The 16,103-nt window shown below is 44.1% G+C and carries 16 protein-coding genes and 2 tRNA genes; 7 read left to right on the top strand and 11 right to left on the bottom strand.

All coding sequences use genetic code 11. From position 1 onward, the window contains the following. Positions 1–73 precede the first annotated feature (73 nt). The 4 genes from trhP (at position 74) to HF888_RS06025 (ending at position 4,102) form a co-directional block, all read left to right on the top strand. Positions 74–1,417 carry a prephenate-dependent tRNA uridine(34) hydroxylase TrhP gene (gene trhP, locus HF888_RS06040; protein WP_007016374.1) on the top strand — a complete coding sequence of 448 codons (1,344 nt, stop codon included), beginning with the start codon at positions 74–76 and terminating at the stop codon, positions 1,415–1,417. 272 nt (positions 1,418–1,689) lie between these two features. Next, complete coding sequence (locus tag HF888_RS06035) at positions 1,690–2,880, top strand: transglycosylase SLT domain-containing protein (protein ID WP_007016373.1); 1,191 nt, start codon at positions 1,690–1,692, stop codon at positions 2,878–2,880. Then, complete coding sequence (locus tag HF888_RS06030; protein WP_007016372.1) at positions 2,867–3,343, top strand: hypothetical protein; 477 nt, start codon at positions 2,867–2,869, stop codon at positions 3,341–3,343. The genes HF888_RS06035 and HF888_RS06030 overlap by 14 nt, the downstream gene beginning before the upstream one ends. A gap of 78 nt (positions 3,344–3,421) precedes the next feature. Further along, positions 3,422–4,102 (top strand): nitroreductase, encoded by a 681-nt coding sequence (locus HF888_RS06025; protein ID WP_007016371.1) that lies wholly within the window; start codon positions 3,422–3,424, stop codon positions 4,100–4,102. A gap of 7 nt (positions 4,103–4,109) precedes the next feature. On the opposite strand, the gene HF888_RS06020 is transcribed toward HF888_RS06025, so the two are convergent. From HF888_RS06020 to HF888_RS06000, 5 genes are all read right to left on the bottom strand, one after another. Continuing rightward, positions 4,110–6,032 (bottom strand): ATP-binding protein, encoded by a 1,923-nt coding sequence (locus HF888_RS06020; protein ID WP_007016370.1) that lies wholly within the window; start codon positions 6,030–6,032, stop codon positions 4,110–4,112. Beyond that, a complete protein-coding gene (locus HF888_RS06015) occupies positions 6,029–6,931 on the bottom strand; it encodes an ABC transporter substrate binding protein (protein ID WP_007016369.1) in 903 nt (300 codons plus the stop codon). Before HF888_RS06015 ends, HF888_RS06020 begins: the two co-directional genes overlap by 4 nt. Before the next feature lie 82 nt (positions 6,932–7,013). Beyond that, entirely contained in the window at positions 7,014–7,397 is a 384-nt protein-coding gene (locus tag HF888_RS06010) for a glutaredoxin family protein (RefSeq protein ID WP_083771848.1), read from the bottom strand. 210 nt (positions 7,398–7,607) lie between these two features. Next, entirely contained in the window at positions 7,608–8,399 is a 792-nt protein-coding gene (gene lepB, locus HF888_RS06005; protein ID WP_007016367.1) for a signal peptidase I, read from the bottom strand. Positions 8,400–8,476: 77 nt separating this feature from the next. Next, complete coding sequence (locus tag HF888_RS06000) at positions 8,477–9,796, bottom strand: deoxyguanosinetriphosphate triphosphohydrolase (RefSeq protein ID WP_007016366.1); 1,320 nt, start codon at positions 9,794–9,796, stop codon at positions 8,477–8,479. 358 nt (positions 9,797–10,154) lie between these two features. On the opposite strand from HF888_RS06000, the gene HF888_RS05995 reads away from it, so the two are divergent. From HF888_RS05995 to HF888_RS05985, 3 genes are all read left to right on the top strand, one after another. Next, on the top strand, positions 10,155–11,366 hold the full coding sequence (locus HF888_RS05995) for an HD-GYP domain-containing protein (RefSeq protein ID WP_007016365.1): 1,212 nt from the start codon (positions 10,155–10,157) through the stop codon (positions 11,364–11,366). Positions 11,367–11,484: 118 nt separating this feature from the next. Further along, positions 11,485–11,560, top strand: a tRNA-Asn gene (locus tag HF888_RS05990). A gap of 3 nt (positions 11,561–11,563) precedes the next feature. Continuing rightward, a tRNA-Pro gene (locus HF888_RS05985) sits at positions 11,564–11,640 on the top strand. Between the two features lie 246 nt (positions 11,641–11,886). Here the strand turns inward: HF888_RS05985 and bamJ are convergent. The 6 genes from bamJ to dapA all read right to left on the bottom strand — a co-directional run bounded on the left by bamJ (position 11,887) and on the right by dapA (position 16,099). Beyond that, entirely contained in the window at positions 11,887–12,573 is a 687-nt protein-coding gene (bamJ, locus tag HF888_RS05980) for a BamJ family beta-barrel-assembly machinery protein (protein WP_007016364.1), read from the bottom strand. Positions 12,574–12,593: 20 nt separating this feature from the next. After that, positions 12,594–12,779 carry a hypothetical protein gene (locus HF888_RS05975; RefSeq protein WP_165837000.1) on the bottom strand — a complete coding sequence of 62 codons (186 nt, stop codon included), beginning with the start codon at positions 12,777–12,779 and terminating at the stop codon, positions 12,594–12,596. A 120-nt stretch (positions 12,780–12,899) separates the two neighbouring features. Further along, positions 12,900–13,676: a TIGR04219 family outer membrane beta-barrel protein gene (locus tag HF888_RS05970; protein WP_007016362.1), complete on the bottom strand. Its 777-nt coding sequence runs from the start codon at positions 13,674–13,676 to the stop codon at positions 12,900–12,902. A 101-nt stretch (positions 13,677–13,777) separates the two neighbouring features. Next, positions 13,778–14,566, bottom strand: a complete 789-nt coding sequence (locus HF888_RS05965; RefSeq protein WP_007016361.1) for an MBL fold metallo-hydrolase — start codon at positions 14,564–14,566, stop codon at positions 13,778–13,780. Then, positions 14,563–15,201, bottom strand: coding sequence for an outer membrane protein assembly factor BamC (gene bamC / locus HF888_RS05960; RefSeq protein WP_007016360.1), 639 nt, complete (start codon positions 15,199–15,201; stop codon positions 14,563–14,565). The genes HF888_RS05965 and bamC overlap by 4 nt, the downstream gene beginning before the upstream one ends. A 19-nt stretch (positions 15,202–15,220) precedes the next feature. Continuing rightward, complete coding sequence (gene dapA, locus HF888_RS05955; RefSeq protein WP_007016359.1) at positions 15,221–16,099, bottom strand: 4-hydroxy-tetrahydrodipicolinate synthase; 879 nt, start codon at positions 16,097–16,099, stop codon at positions 15,221–15,223. Between the last annotated feature and the right edge of the window lie 4 nt (positions 16,100–16,103).

The following is a 16,103-nucleotide window of genomic DNA, read 5'->3' as shown; positions in this document are numbered from 1 at the left end:
GAGTCACTGATCAAGTATTGCGAGCTCTGCACTTAGCCACCATTCAAGAACGACAAAGCCACTTACAAATCTTATGAAAACAGAACTTTTGAGCCCTGCTGGCACGCTCAAACACATGCGTTATGCTTTTGCTTATGGGGCGGATGCTGTGTACGCAGGTCAGCCAAGATACAGCTTGCGCGTACGCAACAACGAATTTGACTTAGAAAACCTAGCTATCGGTATTCAAGAAGCTCACCGTTTAGGAAAGCAATTCTATATCGCTAGCAACATTGCGCCCCACAACAAAAAGGTTCACTCCTATCTAAAAGATATTGAACCCGTTATCGCCATGAAACCCGACGCTCTCATTATGTCGGATCCTGGGTTAATAATGTTAGTTAAAGAAAAGTGGCCAGAGATACCCATACATCTGAGTGTTCAGGCCAATGTGGTGAACTATGCTGCAGCTCAGTTTTGGTACAAGCAAGGCGTTGAACGCATTATTCTTTCTCGTGAGTTATCGTTAGACGAAATCGAAGAAATCCGCATGCGCGTTCCCGAATTAGAACTCGAGGTCTTTGTTCACGGTGCGCTTTGCATTGCCTACAGTGGTCGCTGTCTACTAAGTGGTTATATTAACAAGAGAGACCCGAATCAAGGCACCTGCACTAATGCGTGCCGTTGGAAATATTCAGCAACACCGGCCAAAGAAACCAATACCGGCGATGTCATTGCGAAAAGCGATACGCAAATCTGGACACCGCAACCAACATTAGGTGACGGAGCCACAACAAATGACATCTTTCTTTTAGAAGAGGAAGGCAGACCCGGTGAAACCATGGCCGCATTCGAAGACGAACATGGTACGTATATTATGAACAGTAAAGACTTACGCGCAATTCAACATGTAAAGCGCTTAGTCGACATGGGTATCCATTCGCTAAAAATTGAAGGCCGCACAAAAAGCCACTATTACGCGGCTCGTACAGCACAAACCTATCGCCAAGCGATTGATGATGCTATTGATGGGCGGGACTTTGACATAGCATTGATGGATCAATTAGAGGCTTTATCAAATCGTGGCTACACAGAAGGTTTTTATCGACGCCATGTACATGATGAATATCAAAATTACGAACGCGGTACTTCAGACGCTAATAAACAGTTATTTGTCGGCGAAGTCATTCAAAATATTCATCCAGAGTACTTAACTATTGATGTCAAAAATCGATTTGAGGAAGGAGATCGCGTCGAGCTGATGACCCCGCAGGGCAATTATGCTTTTACTCTATCTGGAATGTTAAATACCAAGCAAGAGCCAAAACACGTGGCTCAAGGCTCTGGAGTTAAGGTGCTTATACCTAAACCCAAGGACTTTTCAGGAAGTGCGAACGCAATGGAATATGCGCTTTTAATGAAAGAATTACACACTTAATCTGGGCGCTCTACTGCGCCTTTTTTGTGCATTCGTCTTGTATGTAAACAAACACTTCGCCCTAGCATCCGATAATATCTAGACGCAAGTCGTTTGCCAATTTCTTACGCTATTTCGTACTTAATTGTCATACATTGCGACAAGTCACACAGCTAGCAAGACATCTTATTCTTTTTGATTCCATACCCCATTTTAGGTTTGCAGTCTTAGCTGTTGGTATCTAAGTTTTAATAAGTCACTGCAAATTCCGAACCCATGTTAAGACCATTACTATGACGCATTTTTATCGCTTGTTCATGTGCATTTGCTTTGCTTGGTATAGCCAAACGAGTATCGCGATTCAAGTTATCCCTAAAGGTCTGGACACCACGCCACCAGAATCCATCGAGATAAGCGAAGAAGCCTTCCGCGAGAACTTTACAAAAGCGGTGAGCGAATATCGCAATACACTAAGGCAGTATTGGCCTGACGCAGAAATCAGTAGTCGAACACGACTTGTCATGTATGCTGATGATTATCAAAAAAAACAGGCTATTGATTTCAAGGCGAACGAATTGCAGATCACAATGGCCAGCATCCGACAAGGTAAAGTCTTAAATTACCGCGCCATGCAAGAAGCGCTCAATGACACAATACAAGCAATTCTAACATTGGATTTGCAAACAGCTATTGCTAACGACCCCATCAATCAAAAAATGGAGCAGTTATCTGGCATCCGCTACGCCTCTGATTTGGGTGCCATGGGAAGAGATCTCATTCTAAGCGAGCTATTTCCAAACGAGCGCCCAAGTATCAAAGCTATTGAGCGCATGGCGTCAAAACTTACAAAAGAGGCCTATATCCGCTATCCCGCAGTCGCGTCTACTCAACTCACTTTTATTATGCAGGATCGCACTACTTATATTGTTCCCCTACCGGAAAAGCGTATCCGTAAACGAGCTCGACGTTACAAACCATTCATCTATGAATACGCCCAGCAATACAGCCTGCCACCCTCGCTTGTGTTTGCAGTGATCCATGCAGAGAGTAGTTTCAATCCCCTAGCGCGTTCACAAATCCCAGCATTTGGTCTTATGCAAATAGTGCCTCACACAGCAGGCAAAGACGCAACGAAGTTGGTCTATAGTCGCAGTCGAGTGTTATCGCCTAGTTATTTGTATAACCCGCAAAAGAATGTGCGTATTGGCGCCGCGTATTTACACCTATTGTATTATCGCTACCTCAGCGAAATTCAAGATCCCAAGACTCGTATCTATTGTGCTATCGCCGCATACAATGCTGGCTTAAGCAGTGTAATGCGTACTCTTACTGGAGTACCCAGCATCAATCGCGCAACAGACGCCATCAACCGCATGGATTCCAACCAAGTACTACGAACGCTGGTGAGGCAAATGCCCAGTGCAGAAACCCGCGAATACCTAAGTAAAGTTCTTAAACTGCAGAAAACTTATGGAAATATTTAAACCTGTTTTAGTGCTGGCTCTAACCGTCAGCTTAGTTGGTTGCTGGCTCATAGAAGAAAACGAATCTGAAGAAGCTACACCACCGCCTGTTCCGTTCTTTCATAATGAACGAAGCTATGATGGACACTTTAAGCTAAATAAAAGCCATAACTTAACCCTTCGAAAGGGACCTGTTAAGTGGGATATTGATGAATCAGGTTTTAGCCCCTTGTTGGAAGCCAGCTTTGTTCTGAATAGCCGTAAAAAGGGCATGTGGCCCAAAGCTTGGGTCGCATTCAATATACACTTATTCTGGAAAAAAGAAGCGCTCGCCCATATCCCAAGATCAGGGGTAATGGTTGACCATGAACTTAAAATATCATTCCGACAATCTCTACCCAAGTTTGGAATCAAACCGCAAGATCTTCACGTGGAGATCGAACCCATTGCATGGATGCCAGCATTTCCTCTGCAAATTGACTAGCTCATTTTTGATAGCGCGTTGATCCATTTTTTGCCATTTGCCACTATACGGGGATACTATGTATAAAAAGGAGGCAACATGACAAAAATAAATCAGCCTTTACATGAAATTATCAAGCAACGTCGCTCTGTTCGTGGCTACAAGCCAGACATCATTGACGACAAAACATTGGAAGACATTTTCACACTTGCTCAGCAAAGCCCCTCCAATTGCAATGTGCAGCCTTGGGGGGTTTTACTCGCAACCGGCAATGCGTGCGACCGAATCCGTCAGCAATTGACTCAACATTTCATGGCAGCCAAACCCATGAATCCGGATTTTGAAGGATTACCAAAATTCGAAGGAAAGATGCGTGAGCGACAAGTGGAATGTGCCCAAGCTCTATACGGTGCAATGGACATAGAGCGCAAAGATCACGCTGGCAGGATGCGCGCAACAGCGCGTAATTATGCGTTTTTTGATGCACCTCATATAGCATTCATAACCATGGAGAAACGATTTAGTCCTGCTATCGCCGTCGACGTTGGCATGTACGCACAGACATTGATGTTAGCAATGGAATCACATGGTATAGCTAGCTGTGCACAGGCCAGCGTGGCATATTACCCGGATCTGGTAAGAGAGTTTTTTGGAGTTGATTCAGATATGGGAATACTTTTGGGTATCAGTTTTGGTTACGAAGACTCTAACGTACCCGCAAACAAGGCCCGCACTACTCGAGCACCGTTAGATGAAATCATCACCCACAAACGTGATTGAATAAAACCTATTTTAGAAGCCCGATGGATGCATCTCCTTGATGCAACCATCGCGATAAGACCTGCATTAACGTGGCTTTTTTATAGGGTTTAGCGAGAAAATCACTCATTCCGGCTTGCATGCATTGAGTCTTGACGTCATAGAATGCATTAGCAGTTAATGCAATGATAGGTACATGACGATTACCGCCCGGCTCTGAGCGAATAACTTTGGTCGCTTCGTAGCCGTCCATATTGGGCATCTGTAAATCCATGAGTACCAAATCATAAGTATTTTCTTTACAGCGCTGTACCGCCACCTCACCATCTTCCGCTAGGTCCACACTGACACCTAGGTTTGTCAGCATTTTCATCGCGACTTTCTGATTAACGTCATTATCTTCGACAAGCAAAACACGACCGTTAAATGACTCTTGCTCATTTGCATCCTGAGTCACGTCCGACTGCTCGTTAGCAACGTTTATAGGCCAGCAGAATCGGCAGATAAAGGTTGAACCTCGATCTTTCTCGCTTTGAACTTCAAGTTTACCCCCCATCTTCTCGACCAACTGTTTAGAGATAGCTAAACCTAATCCAGTGCCTCCGTACTGTCGAGAAATGGAAGCGTCTTCCTGTTGAAAGGCATCAAAAATACGACTCAATTGTGCTTGATTAATACCTTTACCCGTATCCTGCACGACTATTGACAACTCTACTTCGTCGTCTTCGATCGATAAATCTTGCAGTGATAAATTGATTGAACCGGTATCGGTAAACTTTACCGCGTTCCCCATCAAGTTCAACAACACTTGTTTTAAACGCGTTTGGTCAGTCTTGACCCATAGGTTTGTATGGGTCATGAAATGAACGTTGAATTGAAGACCTTTCTTTTGTGCGATTGGGGTGAAACTATCGCAAAGGGACTTAAGGCTTTCCACTAAATCAAAATACTGTTCGTCAAGATCAATTCGGCCCTGCTCAATTTTCGAGAAATCTAAAATATCATTAATCAAACCCAGTAAATGGTCACCTGAATTTATGGCAACATCGACATATTCATTTTGTTCTTTACTTAATTGAGTGCCTTGCAGTAACTGAAGCATGCCCAAAACGCCATTCATTGGGGTGCGTAATTCATGGGTCATGACCGCAAGAAATTCACTTTTCGCTTTATTAGCAGACTCTGATGCTTCACGAGCTCTGATTAAATCTTTTACATAATGGTGCTGGACCTTTTCTGCTTTTTGCAGCTCGTTGGCAAGCTTATTTACGCCAACTTGGAGTTGCCCCACTTCACCACTAGCCGTTTCTTCAGTTCGTGTGTCATAAACACGATGAGAAAGTTGATCCACGACATCTGATAGCTTCTTAATCGGTCGGACTAAACGTGCGCCGCTAAGCCATGCAATCAAGGCGCACACTGTCATGGCAACGACCACAATCAACATGGCATGAATCAAAATTTCTTGCTGACGCTGTTCGACAAATGCTTGTGATAAGCCGACGCGTACTTGGCCTAACACTCGCGCTCTGTTGCGACCTGTCGCGAACCAGTCATCCTCTTCCTGTAAGACATCGTACTGAATGATATCCGCTTGATACCAATTTAACGATTCACGGCTTGCTTGGCTCAACTCAAACTCAGTGTCACTTTCACTGAATAATAAACCACCAGATATGTCTTCAATTTCAATAAGTTCAACATCTTTGTCTTCAAGCAAAACACGGGTTAAGGGGTTAATAATCGATGGATTGCCAGTCAAAACAAAATAATCTGATGTGGCAGCAAGTTGAACCGCTATCAACTCACCTTTATTTTGCATTTCGATATTCACGTCTTGAATGCGAGCGTTGATGAAGTATCCACCCAGCATAATGGAAATAATGAGGGCGGGGCCCAATCCCAATAGAAGTGTTCTAGCGTAAAGCGATAAGCCTGTTTTGGGGGTCATTGCATTGCCCCCAATATTTTGTCAACCAAATCCGCTTCACTTAGTAGCGGTATATTCAGTGATCGAGCAACTTGTTCGTTGGTTGCGACGGTGAAATAGGGGTTAATTTCAACATTTTCCCACTTCGCCTTCTTTAGAAGGTGTTTAACTGCCTCCAGTGTTTCTTTCACACCTGAATAGGTGCTTGCGACCGCACCCGCTCGAACATAGCCCTTATCTGGTCCTATGAGCGGTTTACCCGCTCGATACAGGCGCATAAGTATGCTTCGAATATTCGTTGCATTATATATGGCACTATCATCCACACCGAGCACTGCATCCACTTCTTTGAGTGTAATAAGAGCCTCTCGATCCCAGTTCAAAGGATCAGGTAACGGAGTCAAAGATAAGCGGACATTTAATTGTTTTGCGAAATTTTTCAGTGGCGAGAAGTCCTGCTGACTTTGCGGGGAATAAAACAACCCCACATGCGAAAAGCCAGGAGAAAGTTGCTTAATTAAGGCCAATTGTCGGGTTAGGGGCGCCCTATTGCTCAATAAGGATATTTGTTTGTTAGGATACATATCGGACAGTTTCTTGTAGGCATCCGCTTTCACGAACAATCCTAAAACTGGCGCATCATCGGAGACCTTATCCAAGAGCTTAACCATTGCACTAACACCCATAGCAATCCATCGCTGACTGTCTTGCGGAAAAGGCGCTGCTTTATTCTGGATATCATATAGGCGAATAGAGTGTTCAGAAACGATACTATTTAGACGCTGATGAAACTGCACTACCTGTTCGGACTGGCCATCAACCACTAGGGTTACCGACGCATAGGCATAAGTAGTCGAGCCCACTAGCGCTAAAACAAGCAGGAGTCGTCCTACGACTTTACTAATCACTGAGCTTTCCATGCCCAAACGCTTATCTCCTGATTGCTTTTATCAAAAATCACCAGCCAGTTTTACCGCTCTATCCAGCATTATGCCGTAAAGATCAGCCTGACGCTCGTTCCAACTGACGCTGCTTAGCTTTAGGCTGAAACTTTTTATCCATGTAATTCGCAATTTGCTCTGAACGATAGACCCACTCAACACCTTTGGAGCGATCAATTTTCAGACAAGGCACCTGAGCTTTACCGCCACCTGAAAGCAGCTCTTTTTGATAAATGTGGCATCTATCAAGATTTTTAATCGTCAATGGAATATTGAGATGCTTCACCTGCTTTTTAACCTTTGTACAATAAGGGCAAGTGTCCGATACATACAAGGTTAATCCACTGGCAACCTTCTCCACTCTTCGTTGTTCTTTGCTTGATCGCTTCACAGTTGGGGTCAGCATCACACTGCACGAATACAAGAGTTTTTGTAACCAAGGCATCACTAACACTACAGGTTGAGGTTTGGCGCTATTCTACTCATACCAATATAAAAAAACAGCCCTAAAATACATGGATTTGGGCTGTCATCATTCCAATCAAAACAAACGCAGTTAGTAGTACTGCGACAAACAACCTGACCTGTTGGCACCTTCGACATGATCTCGCCATATTTCACTCCCTTATAGAATAAAATATAGCGCAATAATGGGTTATTGCAGCACTTTGTTGCGATCAAAACTTGGAAGCGATCCCCAATTTTCCCAGTGCATCCAAACTGCAAAAGCCTTACCAACAATGTTTTCATCTGGAACAAAGCCCCAGAAGCGACTATCACCGCTGTTATCACGATTATCACCCAACATAAAGTAGTGCCCTTCCGGCACAATCCACTCTCCATCTCCCTTTGATGGCAGGCCTCTGTAGTGCTGTACGGTGTAATCCTTTTCTGCCAACTCTAAAACGCGAGAGCTGCTTGCCATGGGTAAATTAGTCGGTTCATGGAGTATTTTCTCGCCATTAACAAACAACTCCTTATTTGAATAACGAATTTGATCACCCGGTAAACCAATCACGCGCTTTATGAAATAGCGAGGATCGTGAGGAGGAATAAATACCATAATATCTCCACGTGCAGGGTCATCCATTTCAATGACTTTGGTACCCAAAACAGGCAAGCGGAACCCATACGCGTATTTGTTAACCAAAATGAAATCGCCTTTTACTAATCCTGGCTCCATTGATCCTGACGGAATCTGGAAGGGTTCTACTAAAAACGAACGCAAAACCAATACGAGAAGAAGTATCGGAAAAAAACCTTTTGCGTTTTCAATGATCGCGCCTTCATTTTGTGCCGACTCGATCAGCTCACTGCCAGCACCTTGCTGCTGTAATTCCTGAACAGCCTGTTGGCGACGCTTAGAAAACCAGACTTTATCCAACAAACTAATGACACCGGTCACAAACACGGCAATGACTAATACTAGGGGAAAATCTATATCCATGATGACTCTTTATTACTATTTGTTATTAACTATAAGTGGGCGGGATAATAGCAAGCATTCATAGCCTGCGCACCTGGTTAGCGGCGTAATCCACGGATAGCTTGTGCCAGCTCAACGGCATAGTTGTCTGTCATACCAGCAATGTAATCAACCACGCGTAAGTAGGCTCGATATTTATCCCAACCCACTTGGGGAGCATGTCGACCAATCAGTTCTAAAATTCGTTGAGCTTTGTAGCTGATGGGCCCGCCTTCCACAACCTCGTTTGCAGCTGTTAAAAAAGAATCTAACAAGCTACCTAATGTGGTGTACGCACCTATTTCAACCAAGGCTTTCTTTGGATCTTTGAATATCTTATTACGGGCTAAATTCTTAGCTCCAGTAATACATTGACGCACATCTTTACTACAGCAATCAATTAAGTCCCCTGCCAGTTTGCCATCTAACAGTTCTGATTCATGGGCAATAAATGCGCTCGCAACGTCGCGAACCATAATATCTATGGCTTTACCCCGCAAAATACCCAAGCGGCGTCTTACCGGGTCTTGCTCGGTCGTATCAAAATAATAGTCGGGTACTTCATTGCCCAATAAATCTAAAAGCAAAGACTCTACTTCGCCGTAAGACAGCAAATCCATTTCCACACCATCTTCAAGATCAATTATGGCGTAACAAATATCATCTGCTGCCTCCATCAAATAGACCAATGGATGACGGGCGTATCGTCCGGGTTCGAGCTCTGGTAAACCTACTGTCGCCGCGATCTGCTTTAAAAAGTCAGACTCGGATTGATAAACTCCAAACTTCCCCTTCTTTTCAGGGTGCTCGAAATCGCTAGTCCATGGGTATTTGAGGAATGTCCCCAACGTTGCGTAGGTCAATCGCATACCGCCATCGAAACGATGATGCTCCAGCTGCGTTAAAATACGGAAACCTTGGGCATTCCCCTCAAATGTCTGAAAGTCTTTGATTTCCAAAGGATCTAACCCGTCAAGAAAATGAGCATTACTAACATCTCGGAACCAATGACGAATAGCATCTTCACCAGTATGACCAAATGGTGGATTGCCGATATCGTGAGCTAAACAAGCAGCTTGAACAATAGCTCCCACATCAGCCGGTGACACCCCCGCGGGCAGTTTTTCTTCAAGTCCTTCCCCTACTAGTGTTCCCAAGGAGCGGCCGACGCAACTCACTTCTAAGCTATGGGTCAAGCGAGTATGAATGTGATCGTTATCACTTAATGGATGAACCTGCGTTTTGCGCTCTAGTCGTCGAAAACTGCTAGAGAAAACCACTCTGTCATGGTCTTTATGAAAAGGTGTTCGACTGGCACTCGTATCCTGGCTTTCTTGCTTTCCAAAACGCTTACTTTGCAGCAATTGTTGCCACGTCATTGACATACAAAATCCTTACACCGTTCTTAATAGTTGCTCATCTCAGTCTGCAACAGGTTAAAATCTAAACCGACTATCTTTACGAACACAAACATTAGAGTAAAACGACCATCATAAAAAGCGGTTTTTATAACGTCTTATCCTCGCGCATGGCAATTGGCGCCTTTGAATACTTTCACTATGACTACATACAGACCCCAATGACTTTCACTAGTTCATGATGGCCTCAAAGTAATAGGTGCACTCTTGTATTCCATGACGGTCCGATTGCCGATTACGTCAGTGGCGAATGCTTAGGCCTACCTCTCACTGAAATTGGCCATTTCTTATCTATACTCATTAAATAGTAGGGGTGCCCATGCTAAAAAAGATTGATATACAACATCTCAAACCCGGTATGTATGTAGCGAATATCACACAAACCGGGGTAAGCCTGCATGCTCATGAGCGAGAAGGCCGTATTAAAGATGAAAAAACAATTGAGAGCCTGCGAAAGCGTGGCATTCGGTCTGTCTATATCGATGATGAGCAAGGATTAGACAGTGACCAAGCCAAACCCATCGCAGAGGTCGATCGGAAAATGGAGCAAGCCATTAAGGCCATCGTTCCAGAATCGCCTCAAGTCGCCAAAGTCAGCTTTGAACAAGAATTTGAGAAGGCCGACAAGCTTCACCACCAAGCTCTTGATCTTGTTGAAAACGCCATGGCCTTGGCAAAAGCAGGAAAAACGGTCGAGGTAGGTCCTTTTGAAGACACAGCAAATAACTTTATAGACTCGATTACACGTAATCAGAACGCCCTAGCCTGCTTAACTCGTATTCGTGATAAAGACTCCTATCTAATGGAACACAGCGTCAATGTAGCTGTGCTTATGGGTATTTTAGGGCGACACCTTAAATTGCAGCCGCAATATCTTCACGAATGTGTCACGGGTGCATTACTGCATGACATTGGCAAAATATTGATACCTGATTCAGTCTTGCATAAACCCGGAAAATTAACCGAAGACGAGTTCACTATCATGAAACGCCATGCCAGTTTGAGCCGTCAGATCCTACAAGAAAGCCAAGAATTCCCAGAAGTCTGTGTAAATATTGCTGGGCAACATCATGAGAGAATGGACGGCAATGGCTACCCAGACGGGCTATCCGGTGAGCAAATAAGCCCTGAAGGTCGCATGGCTTCTGTGGTGGATGTATATGATGCTATTACCGCTAATCGCGTGTATCACAAAGGTTTAACCCCAAGCTCTGGCTTTAAGCGATTACTGAAATGGGCTGGGCCACACTTAGATACCCAGTATGTCCACGGTTTCATCAAAGCCATGGGAATTTATCCAATTGGAAGCTTAGTTGAACTCAATAACGGTCTGCTAGCCATCGTTCAAGAGGAGACCGACACTAGTATGAAACCCGTAGTGCGAACGCTCTACGACACTAATCGACGTGATTACTGCAAACAGCGACGTATTGACCTCTCTCAAGCCCAAGAATACAGCATAAAACAAGTCGTCGACCCGAACAGTTACGGTATTGATCTCACGTCTTTCCTAAAACGGCCTATTTATTGAACGATTCCCTAAGTCATTGTATTTAGGTAAAAAAAATTTAAAAAAAGTGTTGACGCTAGTGCCATTCATCAATAATATACGCCCCGCAGTTGAGGCAACAGCCCAGCAGCAATGTGATTCCTCGATAGCTCAGTTGGTAGAGCAGTAGACTGTTAATCTATTGGTCACTGGTTCGAGTCCAGTTCGAGGAGCCACTTCGGAGCATAGCGCAGTCTGGTAGCGCATCTGGTTTGGGACCAGAGGGTCGGGGGTTCGAATCCCTCTGCTCCGACCAACTTCCCCCTTATTTTCAAACACTTAGCAAACTAGTCTTTTTCCTGATTTCTATTTTTTCAGTACGCCCTTTAGATTCTTGCTTTATAGCCACGTCACTGGTTAATGAGCTCTATCTAGAATAGTGTCGTGGAAATATCCACTACTCCATTAAGCAGCTCTCAGCTAATTCATTAGCCTCGAGTAATAAGCACAAAAAAAACCGGCCGAAGCCGGTTTCTTTCCTAGAGAACAATAAAGGTGTCTATTAAGACTCTTTTTGAACTTCTAGCAACTCTACTTCAAAGATCAATACAGAGTTGGCTGGGATCTTAGGACTTGGGCTTTGCGCACCATAGGCCAAATCAGCAGGTACAGTCAGGCGCCACTTATCACCTTCTTGCATCAACTGAAGAGCTTCGGTCCAACCACTGATCACACGGTTAACAGGAAAGGTTGCTGGCGAATCACGCTCAACAGAGCTATCAAACACAGTTCCATCAATCAAAGTGCCATGGTAATGAACTTTTACTGTATCTGTTGCAGCAGGTGTTGCGCCCTCACCAGAAGACAGCACTTCATACTGAAGACCACTCTCAGTTGTTTCTACACCTTCCTTTTTAGCGTTTTCTGCAAGATAGTCTTCACCGACTTGCAATGCTTCAGCAGAAGCTTCTTCTTGTTTCTGCATTTGCGACTCACGAACCGATGCAAACGCTTCACGAAGGGTGGCTTCATCAATCTTTGGCTCTTTTTCAGCCAAAGCATCTTTAAGACCCATTACCAATGCATCATGGTTAAATTCAATTGGCTGACCAGCAACACTGCGTGCCATACTCAAGCCGATACCATAGCTCATTTTGTCGATATCACTTTCTAAAGCGACTTCTTTGTCTTGGCTGCACCCTACTAGGGCAGCTGCACTCAATGCTGTAACTAAGGCTAATTTACGCATAACATCCCCAAATCTTTGTTTTATTGGCAAACAAAACGCTCTTCTTCATCCAAGCGGCGCTTACATTCCCTATGATAATTCCTGCAAACCTGATGCTCTGCAGGGGTTAAACTAACAGCATAATCACACTCGTTAATTCGTTTTCTTAGCTCATCGTCTTCCAAAGCACTTAAATCACTTTCACAACCGAGAAGCCCAAACGTCATAACGAAAACTAAAAAGCGTTTTTTCACTGTTATTGTTCCGCTCTGTGACCTACTTCTTTCAGTTAAGTTTCAACTGAATACAAAAAAGCCAGCCCATCGGCTGGCTTATCAACATCTTTATTAAAGATGTAGGCTAAGACCCAAATACGGACCAGAGATAGTCGATTCTGCGGTCAGATCATTTGAGCTACCACCAAAATCTTCTGGATCAATCTCAAAATCAAAACTGCGATAACCGGCAGTGATACCTACGTCCAATACTGGGATTACTGGCAATACATAAGTAACATTTACATCAAAGTCGTTAATACCGGTATCGCCATAAGAAATAGCATTTAGGTCAGCGCCAATCGATACACCCGTTAGAGGAATATCAACAGCCGCTTTCAGGTAACCCATAGGTACTGTTACGTCTAGATCGGCCTCAGAAGAATTCCCACCATTTTCAACAGCACGCATGTAACCATCAAACTGACGTGCTGTGATACCAAAATCCAGCGTTACGATTGGCAATGGCAATCCCCAATACAGGGTGTAATCGGTATGCGATAAGTCCAAATCCGTAGCAACGCCTGTTGCACCTGTAATCGTCTCACCACCCAAATTGAACGTTGATGCAAATGTACCATTACCATCAGCGGTCATCTCAGTATTTTTTATCTTAATGTTTGGAATAACTGGAATCGGATGCTCAAACGCAAAATACACGACGTTTTGACCACCGGCATCCAGATTCAAATCATCTTCAAAATCTGCAACATTATTGCCTGTACCCACCTCACCGCTGATACTTTGGTCCCAGTAATGAGCACCTGCATAAAAATCAACAAGTGGCAGTGCAGAAGCGGCTTGAGGTAAAGCTGCAGTCAAGGCGGCAGCAAACAGAAGTTTTTTCATTGTTATCTTCCTTCAACTATAAAAGTGATAGCATTAAACTACCACGACAATATGAATCCCACAAATATAATGCACGCTTTACGTGATTCATAACCCGATATTTAAGCTATTTCTTCAATACTAGCGTCAACCGATAAGTCACACCAGTCAAAGCCATTTTCTTGATCAGCGACAATAATTTTTTCAGCGGGCCATTGTGTTACAGCTTGTAAATTTGAGACAGCCAATTCTTTCGAATTATTTTGCTCACTTATATGAGTCGCCACCAAATACTTCAACTCCGCACACCCCAGCTCAGATAAAAACCAAGCCGCTTGTTCATTATTTAAGTGCCCAAGATTCCCTTCTACACGCCTTTTTAATTTTGGCGGATAAGGCCCGGCCCGTAACATTTGCACATCATGGTTGGTTTCCAACATCAAAGCTTGGCACTCAGCGTATGCTTCCAATATATAAGGTGTTAACGAACCCAAGTCCGTTAATATTCCCAACTTCGCTGAATTATTTTTTATAACAAATTGAGTCGGCTCTCGAGCATCATGAGGAACAACGACTGGTGAGATTTGTAGATCACCAATTACAAAGTCACCATGACTATCAAATATGCGCAAGGAAGGGATATCTCCAAGCCCATGATATTGAGCGGTGCCATGAGATGCATAAACAGGGATACGATATTTTCTGGCCAGTGGGCCCACACCTTTAATGTGGTCACTGTGCTCGTGGGTAATTAGAATGGCGGAAAGATCTAGTGGCGTTAGACCTTTCCGTGCTAAACGATTTTCAAATTCCTTTAGCGTAAAACCATTATCGATCAATACGCGCGTTGAACGATAAGCGACTAAGGTACCGTTACCTTTGCTGCCGCTACCAATACTACAAAATTTCACAGCTTATCTTGTATTCGCTTAAGTAATCCGCGAGCACTTGCTTCAGCTGCAAGCACGTCTTGTGACTCGTGAATAGCAATATAAACGCCGCTACGAGCTCGATTTAATTTGATCTCATAACTTTCATTTACAGCTTCCGGATCGGCTCCAAATAGACCTGCCCAAAACCCTGGTTCTTGGGTTTTATCGGGATTTTTCACGTCCACGTAATAAGTACCGATACTGCGATTAAGATCTGTAATGCGCATGTCTGTTTTTTTGATGGCTTCTCCCAACTCAGACCACGCCCGAGCAAACTCAATATTCAAACGCAATATTGGCGTACCGTTTCCATCTGCAACTAGCTCTGTACGGATATCAACACTAGAAACCTGCTTCAAACTAGCTTGTGAATCCTCTTCATCTTCCAGCTCAAGTGGTGCCGGACGGGGCACACTAAACTCTTCCGGTAATGGCTTTTTATTTTTTACCGCAGGAATCGGTAGTTGCGGCTCCAAATTAACGCGAGCAACGTCTTTGGGCACTTGAATAACCGGTTGCTGTTCCGCTTGCAAATAGTCGTTGCTACGATCATGAAAAAGCCAGCTACAACCCGTCATAGGTAATAGCAATAAAAGCATTAATGCATTGCGCATTCACTACACTCCTAACTTATTATTTTAGTAGATCGTATTGACGCAATACTTGGCGTAATGGTTCCCGCAAGTGCTCTGATAAAGGAGTAAGAGGCAAACGGATGCCTGGTCCCATCAACCCCATTTCGTGCATCGCCCACTTCACAGGAATCGGGTTCGCTTCAGTGAATAGTGAGTGATGTAAAGGCATCAGCTGATCATTTAAGGCTTTTGCCTCCTCCGCATGCCCTTCAATAGATAAACGACATAGCTCCGCCATCTGTTTTGGAGCGACGTTAGCAGTCACTGAAATATTGCCTTTCCCGCCCGCCAGCATTAGCTCATAGGCCGTGGCATCGTCACCACTGTATATGATCATCTCATCACCACAGCGATTAATAATATCGTAAACACGATTGATATCGCCGGTGGCCTCTTTTATACCGACGATGTTTTTGATCGAGGCTAGACGCTCCACAGTCTCTGGTAACATGTCACAAACTGTACGACCCGGAACGTTATACAAAATCTGGTCAATCCCACTGGCCTCAGCAATTGTTTTATAGTGCTGATATAGACCTTCTTGAGTCGGCTTATTGTAATATGGGACGACCAATAACGCGGCATCTGCGCCCAGACGCTCGGCTTCTTTGGTTAGATAGAGAGCCTCAGATGTTGAGTTCGCACCGGTACCAGCAATTACGCTAATACAGCCATTTGACCACTTGATAACTTGTTCAATAACTTTCAAATGCTCTTCGGTTGACAAGGTGGATGACTCGCCTGTGGTACCTACAGCAACAATCGAATCGGTACCCTCTTTTATATGCATCTCCACCAATTTTTCTAGGGAATCCCACTGAATATCCCCTGCTTTACTCATTGGTGTGACTAATGCCACCATACTTCCGGTGATCATGATT

It is taken from the genome of Bermanella marisrubri, assembly GCF_012295615.1.
Taxonomy (GTDB): Bacteria; Pseudomonadota; Gammaproteobacteria; order Pseudomonadales; family Oceanobacteraceae; genus Bermanella; species Bermanella marisrubri.
The sequence above is the reverse complement of the archived record's forward strand: the minus strand, read 5'-3'. Positions and strand labels throughout refer to the sequence as shown.